Source organism: Sphingobium sp. WTD-1, from assembly GCF_030128825.1.
In the GTDB taxonomy this organism is placed as follows: Bacteria; Pseudomonadota; Alphaproteobacteria; order Sphingomonadales; family Sphingomonadaceae; genus Sphingobium.
The window spans coordinates 12,578-32,115 of sequence record NZ_CP119129.1 but is presented as its reverse complement, the minus strand read 5'-3'; the positions used below and the strand labels follow the sequence as shown (position 1 = coordinate 32,115).

The following is a 19,538-nucleotide window of genomic DNA, read 5'->3' as shown; positions in this document are numbered from 1 at the left end:
CTCAGCGCTCCAGCACATAATGGCCGGGTGCCTCTGCGAGCGGCGCATAGCCCTTGTCCGGTGCGCCCATCGGCGGCGGCGTGCCCGCTTTGCCCGACAATTTTGCGAGCCAATCGCTCCACGCGGTCCACCAGCTGCCTTCGTGACGCGTCGCGGCATCCAGCCATGCGTCGGGGTCGAGCGCGGCTCCATCCGCCTCGCGAGTAAGCAGACGATAGGACCGGCCTGGATGCCCCGGCTCCGAGACGATCCCGGCATTATGGCCGCCGCTGGTCAGCACGAAGTCGATCGGCGCCCCGGTCAGCCGGTGAATCTTGAAGACCGAACGCCAAGGCGCGACATGATCGCGCTCCGTGCCGACCACGAACATCGGCCGGCGCAACGCCGACAGGGCGATCGGGCGTCCATTGACCTGGAAGCGTCCTTCGGCGAGATCGTCCTTGAGGAACAGCCGGCGCAGATACTGGCTGTGCATGGCATAGGGCATCCGCGTGCCGTCCGCGTTCCAGGCCATGAGATCATTCATCGGCTCGCGCTCGCCCATGAGATAAGTGGTGAGCACGCGCGACCAGACCAGATCGTTCGAGCGCAGCATCTGAAACGCGCCGCCCATCTGAGCGCTGTCGAGATAGCCTCGACCCCACATCATGTTCTCGAGTAGGCTAAGCTGTCCTTCGTCGATGAACAGGCCCAGTTCGCCAGGCTCGCAGAACTCGGTCTGGGCCGCGAGCAGCGTGAGGCTGGCCAGCCGGTCGTCGCCATCGCGCGCCATGGCCGCCGCCGCGATCGCAAGCAGCGTCCCGCCGAGGCAATAACCCGCCGCATGGACCGAAGCGCCGCCGGTGATCGCGGCGACGGCGTCGAGTGCGGCCATCGGTCCAAGCTGCAGATAATCGGCCATGTCGAGGTCGCGATCGGTGCTGCCGGGATTATGCCAGGAGATCATGAACACGGTGAAGCCCTGCGCGGTGAGCCACTGGACCAATGAATTCTCCGGCGACAGGTCGAGGATGTAATATTTCATGATCCAGGCGGGCACGATCAGGATCGGCTCGGGCCGGACTTGCTCCGTCGTCGGCGCATATTGGATCAATTCCATTAGCCGGTTCCGGTACACGACTTTGCCTTCGGCGGTTGCGAGGGTTTCGCCGACCTGGAACGTTTCCGTACCGGCCGGCGGCAGGCCGCGCATCAGCGCCTCGACGTCGGTCATCCAATTTCGCAGGCCGTCGGCCAAGCACTGTCCGCCGGTCTCCAGGATACGCTGCTGCAGGACGGGGTTCGTGGGGAGGAAATTGGTGGGCGCCGCCATGTCCAGCCACTGGCGGACGGCGAAAGCCACCATCTCCTCATGATGCGCGGTAACGCCCGTGATCCCGGTCGTTGCCGCGTGCCACCATTGCTGGTTGAGCAGAAAGGCCTGCGAGACGAGGTTGAACGGCGCCGTCGCCCAAGCTGGATCGGCAAAGCGCCGATCCTGCGGCAGCGGCTCGATCGCGCGCCCCGCCTGCGCGTCCGTCGCGCTACGCATGGCATAGTCTCCCAGTCGCGTCATTTTGCGCAGCGCCTTGGCAGCGAGCTGCGTCTGCTTGCCCGGCGAGGCGGCAAGGTGCAGCATCCAGTCGGAGACGGCCTGGGCCAGCGTGGCCGGCGACAAGCCGAAGGTTGCCTGAGCAATCATGGCACCTGCGGCGCGGTCCATGGTCTCCGCCAGGCCATCGAGCGGATCACCCACGCCGGGGGTCTGAGCTTCGACCATGATCTTCAAACCTTCCATGAACGGGCCAATTCCTAAGCCTTCCGCGCATGACCCCGAGACTCGGGAGCGGAGCAGCACAATCAAGGCACGCCTTTCCTATGTTCGGTCACAAACGCGCTATAGGGACATTCCCTATGGTGTCTTTGTTGCGTACGGGTGAAGATGGCCGCTGGGTCGTTTGGCCAGACCCCGCATCGGGCTAATATGAAGGGAATTCGCTTTGTCACATGGCTCGCGACGCTGGAAAAACCAATCGATCGAAGGCTTTCCTCAGGAGGGAGCCACGCGGATCCGAAGCGGGAAATTGCGGCCTTTCGCCTGGATTCTGATCGGCCTCGCGATGCTGGTCTGGTCGCTTCTCTCCTGGCTTCTCTACAGCTTTACCGATCCCGTGCTCGCCTGGCTCGCCACCTCGCTCGATCTCGTTGTGGATCGCGGACAGGATACCGCGAAAACGCTGGGCAACAAATCTGCCGGCGACATACTGGCCGCGCTCGATACCAGCAGCCTGCCCGGACAATTGCTGGGGATGCTAAAGAGCACCGGAAAGGGCGCCGTCGTGGTCATCTGGGTAATCGGCATGGCCGTATTAGCCATTTTGCCTATCGGCTTGTCCCTGATTGGCCGTTTCTATGTCCGAGGGCGCCATTGAAGCATGGTGACACAACGGAACTCGAGCGCTTGGACGGCTTGACAACGCTCAGCCATCTCCCACCCCGATCAATTTCTTCGCATTCTCGCCCAATGACATCCGTTGAACGTCATGGCCGCTCGGTGCCTGATAGAGGCGCAGGTCGAATTCAGGCAGGATCGCGAGCAAGTGATCGAAAATATCGGCCTGGATGGTTTCATATTCCGACCAGATCGTCGTCGCGGTGAAGCAGTAGATCTCCAGCGGCAATCCCTGCGCGGTAGGTTGGAGCTGACGCACGAGCAGGGCCATATCGCCCGACACACGCGTTTGTGCGCGAAGATACGCGATGACATAGGCGCGAAACGTGCCGATGTTGGTAAGGCGCCGTCCGTTCACGACATCCCCGCCATGCTCGACGAGGTGATCGTTCGATTGCGCCAGTTCGCCCTGTTTGCGGATTAGATAATCGTCGATCAGCGCGAAACGGCGCACGCTCAGTTCGTCCTCTTCGCCCAGAAAGCGGATGCTGCTCTGGTCGATGAAGAGGGATCGCTTGATCCGTCGCACACCGACGTCCTGCATGCCGCGCCAGTTCTTGAAGCTGTCGGAGATAAGCCGATAGGTGGGTATGCTCGTGATCGTCTTGTCGAAGTTCTGCACTTTGATCGTGTGCAAGGCAATATCGATCACGTCTCCATCAGCATTGAGCGCGGGCATCTCGATCCAGTCCCCGACCCGGAGCATGTCGTTGGAGGTGAGCTGCACCGACGCGACCAGCGACAGGATCGTATCCTTGAACACCAGCATGAGCACTGCCGCCAGCGCGCCCAGTCCCGAGAGCAGTAGCAGCGGCGACTGTTCCATCACCACCGCAATCACCAGCACCGCGCCGGCAAGAAACAGCAGGATTTTGAGGACCTGGACATATCCCTTGATGGGACGATGGGCGGCATCGGGCCGGCGCTGATAGAGCCGATTTGCAAGATTGAGCGCGGCGTTCATCGCCAGGATGATCGTCAGGATGATGAAAGCATTCGCGACATTATGGATCGCCGTCGCCAAACCAGCTGGCAGATGCACGACTAGTCCGACGCCGCGGGCGAGGATGAGCGCAGGCACGATATTGGCGAGCCGCGCGACGATAGGTGCGGGAGTCGGACCGTCCTTGGGCAACAGCTGCAAGGCGAACTTAAGGATCACCTGCTTGACGATCCAGTTGACGAAGACCGCAATCGCAAACAGCAGGGCGACCCCAAGCATCGCCTCCAGCCATGAAGGCATGGCAGCCGCGAAGGGGAAAGTGGCGGAGAAGGTTTGCGAATCGATCATGGCGCTCGCCGGCAATCTATCTTGCATCGCAGCCGCGGATTTCGACGAACGGCAGCCAACATGGGGACGCCACTTCGACAAATAGAAGCGACGAAAGCGGGATTCGCAACGGACCCTCCTTCAAGACTGCGTTAGAACAACACCAGATTGACACCATGGCGACGCAACGACGGCGCATTAAACGACTGGCGGGTCACACGAACAGGTTTTTTGGTAGATAGTCGCCTTGATCTGTATCGCCTCCGAACTTCAAAAGGTCAGGGTCGATCCAGAGCGGTGCTTGCGAAGGCGCCCTCGGTCGAAACCTGCACGTCACACTTACATGAAACGCCAGTCCTGAAGTTCACCAGATAATTCTGTGAGGTTGAGAACCACCGCCTCATCCAGACGCACCGACGATGACCACCCTCCAGCCAAATTGGCCCGATTGGCTGCGAGACGTTCGTAATCGACCTTGATAGCCGGCCGCCGCCCGGCTCAGAGGAGTGCTTCTACCCCCTAGGCGACGCCATCCCAATAACACTGAAGGAATTCCTTTCAGAAGTGGTCTCATCGTGCTATCCGCGTCTATCATGCGGCGTGTCCTGCTCATTTTTGCAGCGCTTTATGTCAGCCTGTCTCTGACTGGCGGATCAATTGCACACGCCATGGAGCCGATTTCCTGCGTGGACAGTGCAACAGCCGCCAGCATGGGACACAGCAACGGTGATGGGGACCAGGTTCCTTCCGATGCAAATAAGGGATTCACGCATCACCATGGGGGCTGTCACAGCCACCAAGTTTGCGATGCTGTGAAAAGCGAAGTGCTGCCAATCGCTTTTGGCATGGACAACCCGTCACCGCTTTTCGGTTTCCAGTACCTCCCGCTCGCTACAGCTGACCCCGCGCTGCGACCTCCAATAGCCTGATATTCCGCCTTCGCCGCAACGTTCGCGGCCTCCCGGAATTGTCAGGAGCTCTCATTCATGCATCGTGTCATTGCGGCCCTGCTGGCCGTGGCGTCTTGCGCGACTATCGCGCACGCGCAGACGGCGCCATTGCCGCCAAGTTCATCACCTCCCTTCACGTTGGAACGCGCCCTCATTGCGGCGGGTGCGTCGTCCCCAAGTGACCTGCCCCCCGTTGGCTCCCTCGATCTGATGTAGAGTCTGCCCCAACGAAGGAGCAGCCGAATGAGGAAGAGCCGTTTTACCGAGGAGCAGATCATCGGGATGATCAAGGAGCAAGAGGTGGGCCTGCCGACGGTCGAGGTATGTCGCAAGCACGGGCTGAGCCCGGCGACGTTTTACAAGCTGAAGGCGAAGTACGGCGGGATGGAGGTGTCCGATGCCCGGCGCCTTCGGCAGCTGGAGGACGAGAACGGCAAGCTCAAGCGGCTTTTGGCCGAGAGCGTGCTGGATAACGCGATCCTGAAGGACCTGTTGGGAAAAGTCTGACGACGCCAGGCCAGCGACGGGACGCGGCGCTCGGCGTGATGCGGGATTACCAGATCTCGCAGCGCCGTGCCTGCGTGCTGATCGGCGTCGACCCGAAGACGGTCCGGCGAGAACGTCCGCCCGACCATGCCGAGATCCGCGAGGCGATGCGCGAGATCGCCGCCACGCGTCGCCGGTTCGGCTATCGGCGCGTCGGCGTGATGCTCGAACGAAAGGGGTACATCATGAACCACAAGAAGCTCTACCGGCTGTACCAAGAGGAAGGACTGTCGGTACGCCGGCGACGGGGTCGCAAGCGTGCCCGTGGCAGCCGGACGCCGATGCCCGTGCCACTGCGCCCGAACGATCGCTGGTCTATGGATTTTGTTGCGGATACGTTCGGTGCCTCGCGGCGGCTACGCATCCTGGCGATCAACGACGACTGCTGCCGCGAGAACCTGTGCCTGGTGGGCGATACCAGCATCTCCGGGGTGCGGGTCGCGCGCGAGCTCGACACGCTGGTGCGGCTCTATGGCAAGCCGGCTTGCATCGTCAGTGATAACGTCCTATGTAGGGAAGCAGCAGCGGGCAAAGGCCAGCAGGTCTCGTTGCGCCGAGTGTAATCGGCGCTGATGATTTTTATGATCCAGATGGCTTCCATCGTCAAGGAATGCGCTCTCGGCCATAGCAAACACAGGATCCAGCAGCCGCGTGGGTCGTGGTCCTCACCGTCCTTAAAATGAGATACGGATGCCAGATGGAAGGCCCGAACATTATCTACAGGGTCGCGGTAGCGCCCTCACGGCTGCACAGAGAGGGGTCCTTCCATCTGGTGTCCGCCCGTTCGACGAACGGACGGTACTCGGTTCCCGTCTTGATGACGGCATGCGCAACGCGCGCCATTTTGGCGGTGAGCGCGGTCATCGCCTTGCGACGGCGATCGGGGTCGTTGGGATACCCGGCGACATAGCGCCCCAGCTTATCGCGGAAGCTGTTGTCGCGCTGGCGGATCGCGACCTGCGTCGCCATCCAGAATGTACGCCGCAACCGGGCATTGCCATACTTTGACAGCTTGGTCCGACCGCGGAACATACCGGACTGACAGGTAGCGAGGTCGAGGCCACAGAACTTGAGAAACTGGCGATGATGGCTGAAGCGGCGCAGATCACCGGCCTCGGCAAGGATCGTCAGGGCATTGATCGGTCCGATGCCTGGGATCATCCGCAGAAGCTGATAATCGCGGTTCGCGGCCAGCGCGTCATGGGCGATCCGCTCAATCTCATTGCGTTGTTGGATCAGGGTACGAGCCTGAGCGACGACCATGCGGAACATCGTGATCGCAGTGGAATCCTCGTCAATCGGCAGCGCGATCGATGCAGAGGCGGTCTCATAGATATCGTTGACTACCCGGGCCTTGGAGACCTTGCGACCGATCAACGGCCAGGCCTGTTCAGTGAAGGCTTCGCGGCCGATCGAGATGATGCTCCCCGGCGTCGGGAAACGTTCGATCAGCGCCAGGAACCAGTCAGACCGGCTGTTGCCGGCGAAACGCTCGATCTCCGGGAAATACAGCGGCAGGTAGTGGGTCAGGATCCTATGCCAGGCCTGGGTCTTCGCCTTTGATATGGCTTCATGCGTCTTCGACATCTCCTGCAGGTCGTTGATCCCGGCGGCGAGCGGATCGACGTATCGCTGGGTGGCGCCAATCCGCAGCATGTGCAGGATCACTTGCGCATCCTTGGAATCGTTCTTGTCCCAGCCATTGTGCAGAGCCTCGCGCGTTCGAGCCAAGGCAACGGACGAGATCAAGCGCAACTCGAAGCCGGCGGACAGCAGGCGATGCGCCAGCGTGCGATGGTAGTTACCAGTAGCCTCGAAGCCGACGATGATCGGACGCCCGATGTCGCTAAGATCCGTGGCCAGGCGATCATAATCTGCCTTTGTCGCCATCACCGTCATGCGACGTCGGGGTCCGCCTTCTGGACGTTCGATCAGGACCTCCTGGCGGTGTTTGGACATATCGATGGCTACCAGCACGGCGTCGGTGGGATTAGAGCTACGCTTGGTCATGGTCGGTCTGTCTCCAAAGGGTTGAGTCGACAACTTCACTTTAGAGACCTGCGGGCCGATCATGACCGCCTTGATGAAGCCTGCGGGCGCTACGCGCCCTTGCCTTCATCAAGGCAGTGCGCCCCTTCGAGGGGCCGCTTCCCAATGTGCTACGGCACCGAGTTCACCAGCCGGGCGATCCTGAAGTGGGCCAGCGAGAACAAGGTCGAGTGGCATTATATCGATCCCGGCAAGCCGCAGCAGAACGGCTTTATCGAATCGTTCAACGGATCTCTGCGCGACGAGTTGCTCAACGAGGAACTGTTCGACAGCCTGGCCGATGCCCGGCGCAAGCTGGCCATCTGGCGCTACGACTACAACCACGTCAGGCCGCACTCGTCATTGGGGAACCGAACGCCGGCACAAGCGCGTCGGGCGTTCTTGCATGATGGAGGCGTCACCCCCGACGCGCTTGTGCCGGCGAACGCGGACGAATATCAAACCGGCGGACTCTCGTTATGACCGCGGGACCAACGGGGGGCAGGTCACGCCACATCGCCGGGTACACTGCCTCGATCCTTGCCATTCCATTCGAACGTCGCGTTTGTCGAGTAGCGAAATGTCCGCTGGGTGCCTCGTCCATCTGTCGTATCGATCGGTGTACGTTCGTTGAAAAGATTGGCGCTGGTGCTTGCCTTGAGCCGAGGGACGATAGGGAAGCTGAGGTCGAATTGCGCGCCGCTGTTCCAGCTATTCCCCGAATTTACGTAGTTGTAAACGCTGGTGCCGGCGGCATTGACCAGATAATTCTTACTCCAAAGCTGGCGGGTCTCGCGCAAGTAGACGGTGGCCCCCGCTTCGACCTTGCCGGGCCGAAACTGCACACTGGCCTCATAGGCGTTTGTGCTCTGGTCCTTGAGATGGGGGTTCCCTTCGAAGAGGGTGTAGGCATCCTCGACCGTTCCGTAGGGCCGCAGATATTCCAGCGGAACCCTGTCTATCCGCTTGCTGAAGCTGGCCCCGAACTGCAGCTGTTTGTTGAGCTTGTAACTGGCATGAAAGCTTGGAAAAAAGTTAGCCCGGTTGATACGGATATCGTCGGCACCATGACTAGAAATTCGGCGCCGGTTGGCTTCACCGCGCAGGCCCGGTGCGATCGTCAAGGAGCCAAATGTTTGCTGAAACGAGGCATAGGCGGAAAATGTGCCGCTGCGCGCATCGTACGCATCGTTCATGTCGGAGCCGAACGAGCCGGTGCTGTCGTTACTGATGAACCGATAGTGCTGCGTCGTGTCGTCAAGATGCCAGGCGCTGCCCATCGAAAGGATCTGTCCTGGAGCCATGGGATGTTTCCAGTCGATTTGCATATCGATCGACGTCGAGGGTTTTTGCAGGTCGATCCGGTAACGGCGCCCATCACTGAACCGGGCATTGGTAACGTCGTGCACGCCCGGGTTGGTGTAAAACTGGACAGCCGCGTTGAGAGCTTCACCTTCTCGCGCGCCCGCGTGGTCGAGGTTCAATTCTCCAGTAACGAAGCTTGCGACACTGCTGAGGCGGCGATGCTCTGAGAACGGTGAGAAATCCGGGGTCACAGCAAGATAATTGACCTTGTCCGTAACGATATCGTGCCCGCCGCCGCCCAGCTGTGCTGAAATGCTCGTTTTTGAGTCCAGCTTGTAGGATGCCTTACCGCTGAGACGTCCAACAGTGCCATCATAGGTAAACCGCCCGGTCTGGCGGTTGACTGTGGGCGCGCCGCTATCCGGGGGTTGAGTAGCAACGGAACAGAAAACCTACATAAGGCAGCACGCCTCAAGGCCGCGGGCCATTCCGGAATGGCAAAAAGTGGTCGAGGCTGTGTAAAAACGCGATGATATGATAGGTTTCCCCCGGACATTCGGGAGGCTTTGAGATGGGCCGTTTCGTTGAGGGGGCAGACCGGCGGCAGGATTTTCTTCTGCCAGCATCGCTTGAAGATTATGTGTCGCAGGATAATCCGGTCCGGTTGGTCGAAGCCTTTATTGATGAACTGGATTTGCAGGCGCTGGGCTTTTCCGGAGCGACGCCGGCCGATACTGGGCGCCCGGCCTACCATCCTGTAACGATGCTCAAGATCTACCTTTACGGCTATCTGAACCGGGTTCAATCGAGCCGACGGCTCGAGCGTGAGGCGCAGCGCAATATCGAGTTGATGTGGCTGACCGGACGGCTCGCGCCCGACTTCAAGACCATCGCCAACTTCCGTCGCGACAATGGGGCGGCCCTTCGCGGGGTATGCCGCCAGTTCGTCATGCTGTGCCGGTCACTGGGCCTGTTCAGTCAGGCGGTGGTCGCGGTCGATGGCAGCAAGTTCAAGGCGGTCAACAACCGGGATCGCAACTTCACGGCGAACAAGGTTGCCAGGCGTATCGAGCAGGTGGACGCCAGCATCGAGCGTTACCTTGCTGCTCTCGACCGGGCGGATCGTGAACCCGGCGATGTCGCCGAGGCCAGAACCGACCGGATCGAGGAGAAGCTGGCGGGACTGCGCCGCCACATGCAGTTCCTCAAAGATATGGAAAGCCAGGTGGCGGCAGCGCCCGATCATCAGGTATCGCTCACCGATCCGGATTCGCGCTCGATGAACAGCAGCGGTCGCGGCACCGGCATCGTGGGCTATAATGTACAAGCTGCCGTCGATACGACGCATCACCTGATCATCGCTCATGAGGTCGTCACCGAAGGCAATGATCGTGTCCAACTCGTGCCGATGGGGCTGAGCGCCAAGGAAGCGATGGGTGCCAATGAGATCACCGTCATCGCCGATCGCGGCTATTATAACGGCGATCAGGTGCTGGCCTGTGAAGGAACCGGCGTGCTGCCCTGCATCCCCAAGACCCACACCGCGATCGGCATCAAGACCGGAATGTTCAGCCGGCACGACTTTATCTACGATCCCGAGCAGGACCATTATAGCTGCCCTGCCGGTGCGATGCTGACCAAGAGCGCCACGCGATCCGACAGGCGCGACGATATAAGCCATTATCGCAATCTGGTTGCCTGCCATGCTTGCGCCCTGCGGCCGCGCTGCACGCCAGAGAAGACCAAGCGCCTCAAGCGCTGGGATAATGAAGGCGTCCTCGATGCCATGCAGGCCCGGCTCGATCGCATGCCCGATGCGATGATCCTGCGGCGACGAACGGTCGAGCATGTGTTCGGAACGCTCAAGTCATGGATCGGTAGCGCCCATCTCCTCACCAAAGGTCTCGAAAAGGTCAGAACCGAAATCAGCCTCTCGGTCCTCGCCTACAACATCAAGCGCATGATCCAGATCTTCGGCGTGCAGGCTCTGATCCAGGCGATCAGAGCCTGATCACACGAACTCGCCAAAACAACATCACAGGCATCTCGACAACGTACTGGCGTGGTAATGCGTTTTTACACAGCCTCGGTGGAGAGCGGTCATTCAATCCGCGCCACTCGTGCATCAAGCCACGTCAGTGATCCAAGCGCATCTTTCATTGCCGCCTCGGCATCGTCGAAGAGACCGGAAGCGTGAGAACGCGTCCAATATCCGTCCACACCCCCACCATGATCGTAGAGGTCGATATATACCTCTTCGTAATGAGTGAAGAAGCCATCAGCACGTCGCATCAAGCTCCAGCGCCTGTCACCCTCTTGAGGCTTGTCGCCCCGCTGATTGGTCGCCGTTTGCACTACTTCTGATTGCGTCTCCATTCAGCGAGGCTGACACGTGTCCGTAATGTCGGCAACGGGGCGGAACCTGCCGAAACGATCGCTGTCGAGCCGCTACCGTGAATCCGTGTCCCGATAATGTACAGGGGCCCTGCTGCTTTGTCTGCAATGGCGGGCGCGCTTCCTGCGCAATTGTAGCAGTACCGGTCACGCTCATAGCGAGCATACCTACAAAATGTAGGATGCGGGAGAATTGCGGACGGGTAGACATAAGGCTAAGCCTCCGAATATCTATTATCGCATTGCATTCAGTCATATAGGGCGATCAAGCGAACGGCTATCACGTTGTGCAGGCCCAGCGATTTCCTTGCAAATGAAACCCTACCCGCTGCGCATTGGCGATCGCTGGCGGCTCGCCCTTGCGCCAGAACGCCCGCATCTTGGCCCGTTCGTCCAGATGGGCGTCAGCGACGATCGCGCGCGCGGCCTGAATGAACTGCCCATGCCCGAACACATAGACCAGCGAGGCGGGCGGCATGGCGGCGAGCCGCGCCAGCGCGGCCTCGCAGCGCCGTAGCAGGGTGGCGAAGCTCTCTGCCCCTTCCCCGTCGCAATAATCAGGATCGGCCGCGTTCCAATAGCGTTCGAGGTGCGGCATCCGCTCCGCGCTGCGCGTGCCGTTCCAGCGCGCCGGTTGCAGATAGGTGAACTCTTCGATCGGCCACACTTCCACCGGCACGCCGGGAAAGCGCGCGATCGTCGGCGCGGCCGTCTGCCGGGTGCGGGTATAGGGCGACGTGACGATGAGCGCGGGCGCTTGCGTCCAGCTCGACGCGACCGCACTCGCCTGTTCGTGGCCGCGCTCCGTCAGTTCGATCGTCGCGAGATCATGGCACGGCACGCCGGCGTTGCCGGTGCTTTCCCCATGCCGGATGAAGATCGCTCGCATGGCTATTTCAGCAGATGGGCGGCGGCCCCCTGCCCTTTCAGCAGTTTGACCGCCGTTTTGTCGAAGGACACGAACGTCTCCCCGCCGTGGAATCGGCCGTCGAAAGCGATCACCCCGTCCGCAAAGTCGCCGCCCGCATCGAGGATAGCCAGGCCCGCTTCCACCGCAGGGCGATTGACGACGACGTTCTCCGCGTCGATCACGCCTCGGATCGCGGCGGCAATTTCGGGCCGGGTTTTCTTGTAGAGTCGTTCCAGAACCCAGGCGAGTTCGCACAGTGAATGCACGCTGATGGCAACGTGGCTTGCGCTTTCCATCGCTTCGACGGCGGCGAGGCCCTGCGCTTCGTCGTCCGCCAGCACCAGGCGCAGCAAGACGTTCGTGTCGGCCGTGATCTTCATTTACCGTCCAGACCGGCCACACCCGCAGCAGCGCCCGCTTCCGCAATAGCGTCGTTGATTTCCTCGATCGTGAACCGGGGACCGTCGCCCTTCCCCTTGAGCATCCCGTGCAGCGCCCGCCACGAACCCTTTGGCTGGTCCGCTTTCAGTTCCGCCCGCCCATCGGGCAGCAGGTCGAGCCTGATCTTGCCACCGGGCTGGATGCCGAGATGTTTCAGAATATCCTTCCGAAACGTCACCTGGCCCCGCGTGGTCACGCTTAATGTCGTCATGGTCATTACCTCCATATAAGGCAAGGTAATGCAGAAACGCATTATTTTCAAGGCCCAAATCCTGATAGCCAATAATAATAAGCGACTAAGCGACTAAGCGATTAAGCGATTAAGCGCCTGCCGCTGGCGCGGCACCGTGGCTCTACTCGCTTCGCTCCCCAAGCCCGCAAGCGGTCTTGGCCCAAGGTAACGATCCACATGGCGGGGCGAGATCGCTGCGCGGATCTCGTGGGCGATGTGCCGGCGTGCGCCGGCGTCGATGTTTGTTTGAAGGGGGAAGGCGGTCCCGGCCGCCTCTCCCCCGCAACGGGATTAGACGGGGCCGTGCCTCGCTGCGCTGCGGCCGCTCCACCCCCGTCGAATCCCGCTGCCCCCCTCTCTCGCCGGCGTTCTTGGCCGTCCGTGTTCCGGCCGATGGCATGGCCATCGCCGGACAGGCGATTTGAAGGGAGTAAGGACGATGACCCACCAAACCCGTGAAAGCTGGCTCAATGCGGTGGCGCAGGGCGTGGCCCCGCTGTTCGAGGCGCTGGACGCCCCCCTGCCCGACCGCGTGCGCGTGGCGATCGGCTTCACCAGCAGAGGCGCGAAGGGCAAGGCGATCGGCGAGTGCTGGGACAACCGCTTGAGCGCGGACGGACATTTTGAAATCTTCATCCGCCCGGACCTGGCGCACGCGCCCGACGCGATGCCGGCGCAGATCGCGGCCATCCTCGCGCATGAGCTTGTCCATGCCGCAGTCGGCATCCCGGCAGGGCATGGGAAGGCGTTTAAACGAGTCGCCCTTGGGCTGGGCCTAGTCGGGCCGATGCGCGCCACCACCCCCGGCGAGGCGTTTCTTGCGGCCATCGCGCCGATTTTGGAGAGCGTCGGCCCCCTCCCCCATGCCCGCCTCGACACGGACGGAGAGTCGACCGCGCCGAAGAAGCAGAAAGCCCGGATGCTCAAATGCGAGTGCGCGACGTGCGGCTATACCGTCAGGACCGCGCGCAAATGGCTTGAGCAGGCCGGAGCGCCGCTTTGCCCGATCGAGGATCACGGCCAGATGCAGCATGAACCGCTGGATGATGACAGCGAGGATGAAGGCGGCGACGCGGAAGCCTGACATACCAAGCGGATAAACCACTAAGCGACTAAGCGATTAATGGCGTGCCTTGCCTACTAAGCGACTAAGCGATATAGATCGCATAATCGCTTAGTAGGGAGCCATCATGCAAACTTGGGCTATCATCGCGCAGAAGGGCGGCCAGTCGAAGACGACCATCGCGACCGCCTTTGCCGTCGAGGCCGCCCGCGAAGGGGCGGCGGTCGTGATCCTCGATGCCGACGATCGGCAGGGGTCCGCGCTCTACTGGTCAGAGCGGCGGGATAGCGACGATGTCATGGTGAAGGATAGCAGCGTCGCAGGCCTGCCGCTGCATGTCTCACGCGGCCGCGATAGCGGCAAGGTGGACCTTATCATCATCGACACGCCGGCGAACTCGAAGGACATCGCCATGCTCGCGGCCGAACAGGCCGATTTCGTGGTGATCCCGGTCGCGCCGCGCGGCCTCGACGTTCATTCGGTCCTCCAAACCGTCAAGCAGGTGCAGCAGGCGGGAACGCCGTTCGCCGTGATCCTGACGCAAGTGCCGCACCAGGGCGGGGAGGGGGACGAGGCGCGCGCCGGCTTCGCCGCCAAGGGCGTTGCCGTGTTCGATAGCGTGCTGCATTTCCGCAAGGACTTCTACAAAGCGACGCCGATCGGCAAGACCGCGATCGAGCTGGACCCTGACAGCAAGGCGGCAGCAGAGTTGCGCGCGGCTTACGCCGAAGCTAAGCGACTAAGCGGTTATGCGAATAAGCCACTAAGCGAGGTTGCGTAATGGCCAAGAAATCGTCTGCCCTGGCCGGGATTTTCGATGATCCGGAAACCGAGGTTGCGCCGCCGCCTGTGCCCCAGGCCGCGACTGAAGCGATAGCGCCGTCGACGCCGGCAGCAGCGCCATCTTCCAAACCGACGAGGGCAGAGGCGGTCCCAAAGCAACGGGGCAGGGGAGGGCAGGGGGCGCGCAGCGATCCCGGCGAAAGCCCGGCGCGGCGCAGCAGCCACCCCGGCAAGAAGCCCGTGCTGATCCATATCCCCGAGGACATGCACCGCACCTTGCGGCAATTGAGCGTCGAGGAAGGGGGCGAGCCGCTGACCGTCATCACCGAGCGGCTCTTGCGGCAATATCTCGTGACGCGCGGGCATACCCGGTTCGCCCCGTGAGCAAGCGCCGCGATCCCAATCCCACGTTCGACTTGTTCATTCCGCTGATGAACGACCTCCCGCTGAAGGATCAGCGGGAGGTGATGGAGCGCCCGTTTTTCTCGCTCCAGAAACGTAAGCGCCTCAAGCCGATCGAATATCGCAGCCCGGACGGCGAGGCGTGGGTGAAGGTCGAGGCGATGCCCGCCTACGGCATGGCGACGATATGGGACGCCGACATATTGATTTGGGCCGCGTCGGTCCTCAACCGGATGAAGGAGCAGGGCGTCAACGATCTGCCCCGGACGCTGACCACGACGACCTACGACCTGTTGCGGGCGATCCGGCGCGGGACGGGCGGGCGCGACTATACCGAGCTGCAGGCGGCTTTGTCGCGCCTGGAGACGACTTCCATTCGCACGTCGCTGCGCGCGCCCAAGCGCCGCACCGAAGCGCAATTCGGGTGGCTGGACGGGTGGAGCCTGGAGGTCGATCCCGCGACAGAGCAACCGCGCGGGATGACCATCACCCTGTCGAACTGGGTCTATGAGGGGATTGTCAGCGAGCGGTCGCTTCTCACCATGCACGTCGATTATTTCCTGCTGACAGGCGGGCTTGAGCGGGCAGTGTATCGTATCGCGCGCAAGCACGCCGGCAGTCAGCGGGGCGGATGGACGTGCCGCGTCGAACTGCTGCGAGAGAAGGCCGGGAGTGACGCCCAGCCCAAGGAGTTCAACCGCATGTTGCGGAAGATCATCGAGGCCGACCAACTCCCCGAATACACCATGACCATGACCAAGACGGTCGAGGGCGCGCCGGCAGTACTGTTCGAGCTGCGCGGCGCGGCCGAGGCAGCCGAGCTGCACGCTAGACTAGAGGCCGAACGCGAGCGCCATGAGCGTTACGAGGCCGATCGTCGCCGCGCCGGGGAAGTGGACGATCTTATGGACCGCCTCGCGCGGGGCGGGGCACGCTAACTATCGTGGTTTCACACACCGCTGCCCCAGAAACAGGGGCAGCCTGCCCCGGATTTCGGGACAGCGAGTCGTAAAGGGTCGGCAAAACTGTGAATCCGGCCCCTCGCGAGGGCAATTATCGGGGTTTCACCCACCATTTGACGACTCGAATGTGTCGCTGAGTCGCTTGCCAAAAGGGTCGGGGTTTCACCCACCATACCATCGGGGTTTCACCCACCCCACTATCGGGGTTTCACCCACCGAATCACGGGGTTTCACCCACCGGCGAAATGGATAAGCCATTGAATTGAATATCATAAAACCTTGGTTTTTCCGCCTTAACTTACTTAACGATTCCTATTTTAACAGAATCCTTTAACGCCACGACAGCGCCTGCGGCCTGTGGATAACTCCAGATCCATCGGTGTGTGCCTGCGACAAAGACAGTAACACCGCCTCTTGGGGGCTTCGCCCCCGCCGGCTCGCGGCCTTTGGCCGCCCCGGATCGCTAAAGCGATCCTCCCACCCGGCATCCCCCATGAGATGGAGCCGGCTTCGCCGGCACACTTTTGTTTGTTTGGAGATGATAGCAATCGTCGCGCTCCTATCGCCAGCACACCGCCTAAACCAACCGTTGCAAATGGCTTTCCAGAAAAGCCAAGCGGATAGGTGGCGCTGCGATCGGGAGGGCAGGGAAGGCGGAAATGTCTCCACAGGCGCGATTTCCGGGCCGCCTAGTTCCATTTCAGGCGTCGGATAGGGCTTCGGGCGTCGGAACCGCCTGCGGCGCTCTACGAGCCTCCCAGGGCGTGCCGATTTTTCCGGAGCGAGGTCCGTTTAAACGCCTCCCCGCCTGATCGGATGGGCCAGCGACCATCCGCCGTTGAATATTCGCCACCCGATGATCCCGGCACCGACACCGAGCAGGCCACCCACCAGATAGGCAGACGGCGCGTCGTGCGGCACGAAGAAGCCACCGACGACATAGCCGCCGATCGCAGCGGTGCGCGTCACCGCGCCGTAGATCGCGGCGACCTTGCCATGATCGGCGGGCGGGCATTCGGATTGCAGCAGGGTCCGTACGGCGACATTGTGAACGCTGTTGGCGCCGCCGCCGGCGATGAAGGCGATGCCAACGATCACAAGGCTTACAGGCGCGAGACCGATCAGCAGCATGGTCGCGCCCATGATCGCGGCGGTTCCGAACGCAGCCAGGCCGATCCTGCAGCCGATGATCCGTTCGGCCAGGGCCGCGCCGACCAGCATTCCGGCGGCCCACAAAGCGGTCAGCACGCCGAACGTGGCAGGGCCGCTTTTCAGGGTCATGATGATAAGGAACACAAAGGCGACATCGGCGATGGCGGTCGCAAACACTTCAAGACTGAGCGCGCCGGTCACCACCATCACGCGCCGATTGCCGAGCAGCGGCCGATAATCGGCGAGCAACGTGGTTTCTTCCGTCTCATGCTCCTGCGGCGCGCGGCGCAGACCGCTCATCGCGACTACGAGCAGCAGCAGGGTGAAGCTGGCGGCGTCAATCAGGAGGGCGTTTGTCGATCCCATCCAGCCCACCAGCACGCCGCCGGCGACAGGACCGGCGAGCATTCCGAGGCTGCGGACGACTTCGAGAAAGCTGTTGGCCCGCGCGAGCGTCATGCCGAGCGCGCTTGCCAGAACCGGGATCAGCGCGAAGGTGGCCGCGCTGGTGATCGTGAACAGCACACTGAGCAGCGCGGCCCCGGCGAGCGTGAATGCTGGATAGTAGGCGATGAGCGCGATCGCCGCCGCTTGTAGCGCCGACACGACGACTAGAACGCGGCCTGCGCCTCTGCGGTCGATAAGGCGGCCCGCCCAGGGTGCGGCGATCAGGCCCGGAAGCAACTCGGCAATCAGCAGCGCCGGCACGCCATAGGCGCGCGCGCTTTCGGCGGTGCGGAACATCAACGTCAGCAGCGTGATTTCATCGCCGATGGTCGAGATCGTCAGCGCCGCGAGGACCAGCCACCCCCAGCCCTGACGAAATTCGATGGCTATCGATCCCTGTGTATTCTCCATCGGGTTTCCTGCACCGGATCGAATCTCATCGCATACGGGCCTTCGATCAGCTATGATAATGAGGCTTCGTATGTGGTCATCACATGCACCGGGTCCGCCGGGCTGTTAACCGGTGGACCCACTTACTCCAAATTGATCTTGGTAGCGGGAAGGAAAGGCAACAAGCGCCCGCCGCGCTTCCACGACGCAGCGGGCGCTTGGGTCGCCCTAAGTGCATAAGGCGTTCCAAGACCCTGGCGACCGGAGGTCATTTTACTGATCTCGCGCGCCTGTCGCCAGAATATATCCAGAATATATTCGGATATATTCTACGCCGTCATTTTACGCCTGATCGAAGCTGCCCGCGAACTCGCGCTGGTCGTAATATCGGATTTTCTGGACCCGGAGAGGGTCCTTGCCCTGGATCAATAGCAACTGCTCGTCCGGCCCCATCCGCATGATTTCGTCAGGGTTCATGAGGTTGCGCGCGCTGACCTGGGTGCTGGTCGAGCGGGTATGCTTGGCCCGCTCAAAAATGCTGCCATGCGTCTCGGAATACCCCGCCGTGCGAAATTCGAGGGTTTCCTGTCCCATCGACTTGGACAGCAGCTCGGCGGTCGCGTGGTCGTTCACCCCGAACGCCTGCAACACCCCGGCATTCGACAGGAAGGTGCCCGCGCGCTCGCCATAGAGGGCGCGCAACTGGTGCATATCCTGCAGGATGGGCCAGAGCTGCAGCCCGTATCCGGCCATCAGCCCCATGGCGCGCTCGACGGGTTCGAGCCTGCCCAGGGCGGCGAACTCATCGAGCAGGAAAAGGACGGGCCGCGCCGGTTTGACTGCCGAGCGGGCCATGTCGGTCAGTGCCTGAGCGATCAGCAGGCGCAGCCAGCGCGAATAGGCATCGAGACGATCGGGGGGCAGACAGAGAAACACCGTGGAAACCCCCTCTTTCAACCCTGCAAAGGTGAAGTCAGAGGCCGATGTGCTGGCGACGATGCGGGGGCTGTCGAGAAAATGGGTATGGCGCTGGGCCGAGGACAACACCCCTGCGGCTTCGCGATCGGACTTGCCGAGGTGGCGGTTGGCGGCGCGGGCTATGAGGCCGCCGGCGCCGTGGCTGTCCTGCATGCGGGCGAGCAGATCGGCAAAATCCTTGGGTGCGAGCGTGAGATAGTCGCGCACCGTCGCCAGGGTGCGGCGCTCGCGATCCTCGTGGACCACGCCATAGAGGATCAGGCCCGCGATCAGCGCCTTGGCTTCCTCGTTCCAATGCGCCTCGCCGCCTTGCCCTGCGGAATCGTGGACCAGAGCATCGGCCAGCGTCATGGCGTCTTCAGCCAGATCGAGGCTTTCCGGGTCTAGCCGGTCGAGCGGATTATAGCGGGCGGCGGGTTGCCCGGAGACGCCGAAGGGATCGAGGCACCAGACCTTGCCCTTGGTGGCGCGGGTGCGGGCGGTGACGCGGGCGTTCTCGCCCTTAGGTGTAGGCGCTTGCAATCATAACGGCGTCTGCTCGCAAACAGCCAGATTTCCTGCTCACGCTATCTGCCACTGGCGGGTGGCATCCTGCTCGAATTATCTGCCAGTGTGCTCGCCATCATCCGGCGCTGCTTGCAAACGGGGCGTCATGCTCACGCTCCCCGCCCGTGGGTTCTCCAAACCCGTCGCCGGCACGCGCTTTTGCGAAGCAGGTTTTCAGAACAGTTCTGACAAGCGGCGGGCGGCAGAAATGCGTTGCGGTCATGGCCCGCCGGCAAGGTCGTCAGAAAGGAAGGTTTTTGCGAACAGCGGGTGGCGCATAGAACGGGCACAGATATACGTTTACGACT

The 19,538-nt window shown here is 61.8% G+C and carries 15 protein-coding genes and 3 pseudogenes; 8 read left to right on the top strand and 10 right to left on the bottom strand.

Going from position 1 to position 19,538, the window contains the following annotated elements; all coding sequences use genetic code 11:
• Nucleotide 1: 1 nt before the first annotated feature.
• Complete coding sequence (locus tag N6H05_RS27550) at nt 2-1,777, bottom strand: PHA/PHB synthase family protein (RefSeq protein ID WP_125962605.1); 1,776 nt, start codon at nt 1,775-1,777, stop codon at nt 2-4.
• Between the two features lie 202 nt (nt 1,778-1,979).
• Between N6H05_RS27550 and N6H05_RS27545 the strand changes: the two genes are divergently transcribed.
• Complete coding sequence (locus N6H05_RS27545) at nt 1,980-2,411, top strand: hypothetical protein (protein WP_241213601.1); 432 nt, start codon at nt 1,980-1,982, stop codon at nt 2,409-2,411.
• Between the two features lie 48 nt (nt 2,412-2,459).
• Here N6H05_RS27545 and N6H05_RS27540 read toward each other — a convergent pair whose 3' ends face one another.
• Nucleotides 2,460-3,722 carry a mechanosensitive ion channel family protein gene (locus N6H05_RS27540; RefSeq protein ID WP_125962607.1) on the bottom strand — a complete coding sequence of 421 codons (1,263 nt, stop codon included), beginning with the start codon at nt 3,720-3,722 and terminating at the stop codon, nt 2,460-2,462.
• Nucleotides 3,723-4,894: 1,172 nt separating this feature from the next.
• On the opposite strand from N6H05_RS27540, the pseudogene N6H05_RS27535 reads away from it, so the two are divergent.
• Nucleotides 4,895-5,700: pseudogene (locus tag N6H05_RS27535) on the top strand (transposase); the annotation flags it as partial.
• A gap of 210 nt (nt 5,701-5,910) precedes the next feature.
• On the opposite strand, the pseudogene N6H05_RS27530 reads toward N6H05_RS27535, so the two are convergent.
• A pseudogene (locus N6H05_RS27530) lies at nt 5,911-7,207 on the bottom strand (IS110 family RNA-guided transposase).
• 153 nt (nt 7,208-7,360) lie between these two features.
• Between N6H05_RS27530 and N6H05_RS27525 the strand changes: the two are divergent.
• Nucleotides 7,361-7,708 (top strand): annotated as a pseudogene (locus N6H05_RS27525) (integrase core domain-containing protein); the annotation flags it as partial.
• 23 nt (nt 7,709-7,731) lie between these two features.
• On the opposite strand, the gene N6H05_RS27520 reads toward N6H05_RS27525, so the two are convergent.
• Entirely contained in the window at nt 7,732-8,709 is a 978-nt protein-coding gene (locus tag N6H05_RS27520; protein ID WP_349666233.1) for a TonB-dependent receptor domain-containing protein, read from the bottom strand.
• Between the two features lie 392 nt (nt 8,710-9,101).
• On the opposite strand from N6H05_RS27520, the gene N6H05_RS27515 reads away from it, so the two are divergent.
• Nucleotides 9,102-10,541 carry an IS1182 family transposase gene (locus N6H05_RS27515; protein WP_284114396.1) on the top strand — a complete coding sequence of 480 codons (1,440 nt, stop codon included), beginning with the start codon at nt 9,102-9,104 and terminating at the stop codon, nt 10,539-10,541.
• A gap of 89 nt (nt 10,542-10,630) precedes the next feature.
• Here the strand turns inward: N6H05_RS27515 and N6H05_RS27510 are convergent, their stop codons facing one another.
• The 4 genes from N6H05_RS27510 to N6H05_RS27495 form a co-directional block, all read right to left on the bottom strand.
• Nucleotides 10,631-10,906 (bottom strand): hypothetical protein, encoded by a 276-nt coding sequence (locus tag N6H05_RS27510; RefSeq protein ID WP_017503527.1) that lies wholly within the window; start codon nt 10,904-10,906, stop codon nt 10,631-10,633.
• A 298-nt stretch (nt 10,907-11,204) separates the two neighbouring features.
• The gene (locus N6H05_RS27505; RefSeq protein WP_017503526.1) at nt 11,205-11,813 is read right to left on the bottom strand and encodes a histidine phosphatase family protein; all 609 of its coding nucleotides are present in this window, start codon (nt 11,811-11,813) and stop codon (nt 11,205-11,207) included.
• A 2-nt stretch (nt 11,814-11,815) separates the two neighbouring features.
• Nucleotides 11,816-12,214: a type II toxin-antitoxin system VapC family toxin gene (locus tag N6H05_RS27500; RefSeq protein ID WP_017503525.1), complete on the bottom strand. Its 399-nt coding sequence runs from the start codon at nt 12,212-12,214 to the stop codon at nt 11,816-11,818.
• Nucleotides 12,211-12,486 (bottom strand): AbrB/MazE/SpoVT family DNA-binding domain-containing protein, encoded by a 276-nt coding sequence (locus N6H05_RS27495; RefSeq protein WP_038293132.1) that lies wholly within the window; start codon nt 12,484-12,486, stop codon nt 12,211-12,213. Before N6H05_RS27495 ends, N6H05_RS27500 begins: the two co-directional genes overlap by 4 nt.
• A 460-nt stretch (nt 12,487-12,946) precedes the next feature.
• Here N6H05_RS27495 and N6H05_RS27490 point away from each other — a divergent pair, with 460 nt between their 5' ends.
• The 4 genes from N6H05_RS27490 to N6H05_RS27475 all read left to right on the top strand — a co-directional run bounded on the left by N6H05_RS27490 (nt 12,947) and on the right by N6H05_RS27475 (nt 15,693).
• Nucleotides 12,947-13,591, top strand: coding sequence for a transcription elongation protein SprT (locus N6H05_RS27490; protein WP_017503523.1), 645 nt, complete (start codon nt 12,947-12,949; stop codon nt 13,589-13,591).
• A gap of 106 nt (nt 13,592-13,697) precedes the next feature.
• Nucleotides 13,698-14,351, top strand: coding sequence for a nucleotide-binding protein (locus tag N6H05_RS27485; protein WP_017503522.1), 654 nt, complete (start codon nt 13,698-13,700; stop codon nt 14,349-14,351).
• Nucleotides 14,351-14,737: a hypothetical protein gene (locus N6H05_RS27480; RefSeq protein ID WP_017503521.1), complete on the top strand. Its 387-nt coding sequence runs from the start codon at nt 14,351-14,353 to the stop codon at nt 14,735-14,737. Before N6H05_RS27485 ends, N6H05_RS27480 begins: the two co-directional genes overlap by 1 nt.
• Nucleotides 14,734-15,693 (top strand): replication initiator protein A, encoded by a 960-nt coding sequence (locus N6H05_RS27475; protein ID WP_017503520.1) that lies wholly within the window; start codon nt 14,734-14,736, stop codon nt 15,691-15,693. The genes N6H05_RS27480 and N6H05_RS27475 overlap by 4 nt, the downstream gene beginning before the upstream one ends.
• Nucleotides 15,694-16,509: 816 nt before the next feature.
• On the opposite strand, the gene N6H05_RS27470 is transcribed toward N6H05_RS27475, so the two are convergent.
• Together N6H05_RS27470 and N6H05_RS27465 are read right to left on the bottom strand one after the other, a co-directional pair.
• On the bottom strand, nt 16,510-17,706 hold the full coding sequence (locus tag N6H05_RS27470; protein ID WP_201516803.1) for an MFS transporter: 1,197 nt from the start codon (nt 17,704-17,706) through the stop codon (nt 16,510-16,512).
• 342 nt (nt 17,707-18,048) lie between these two features.
• Nucleotides 18,049-19,206 carry a type IV secretory system conjugative DNA transfer family protein gene (locus N6H05_RS27465; protein WP_017503557.1) on the bottom strand — a complete coding sequence of 386 codons (1,158 nt, stop codon included), beginning with the start codon at nt 19,204-19,206 and terminating at the stop codon, nt 18,049-18,051.
• Nucleotides 19,207-19,538 lie beyond the last annotated feature (332 nt).